This is a genomic window from Kluyvera sichuanensis, from assembly GCF_014218705.1.
GTDB lineage: Bacteria > Pseudomonadota > Gammaproteobacteria > Enterobacterales > Enterobacteriaceae > Kluyvera > Kluyvera sichuanensis.
In genome coordinates this window covers 1-296 of sequence record NZ_JABBJF010000098.1, presented here as the reverse complement: position 1 = coordinate 296, position 296 = coordinate 1, and the positions used below count along the sequence as shown (strand labels likewise).

At 58.4% G+C, this 296-nt stretch carries 1 pseudogene; it reads left to right on the top strand.

The window, feature by feature from the left end:
• Positions 1–296: pseudogene (locus HII27_RS26935) on the top strand (transketolase); the annotation flags it as partial.

The following is a 296-nucleotide window of genomic DNA, read 5'->3' as shown; positions in this document are numbered from 1 at the left end:
GGCACCCACGACTCCCACGGTGCGCCGCTGGGCGAAGCCGAAGTGGCGCTGACCCGCGAAAAACTGGGCTGGAAATACGGTCCGTTTGAAATCCCTGCTGACATCTACGCGCAGTGGGATGCGAAAGCAGCAGGCCAGGCGAAAGAAGCTGCCTGGAACGACAAGTTCGCGGCTTACGCTAAAGCCTTCCCACAGGAAGCGGCAGAATTCACCCGTCGTATGAAAGGTGACATGCCGTCTGACTTCGACGCGAAAGCGAACGAATTCATCGCTAAGCTGCAGGCTAATCCGGCGAA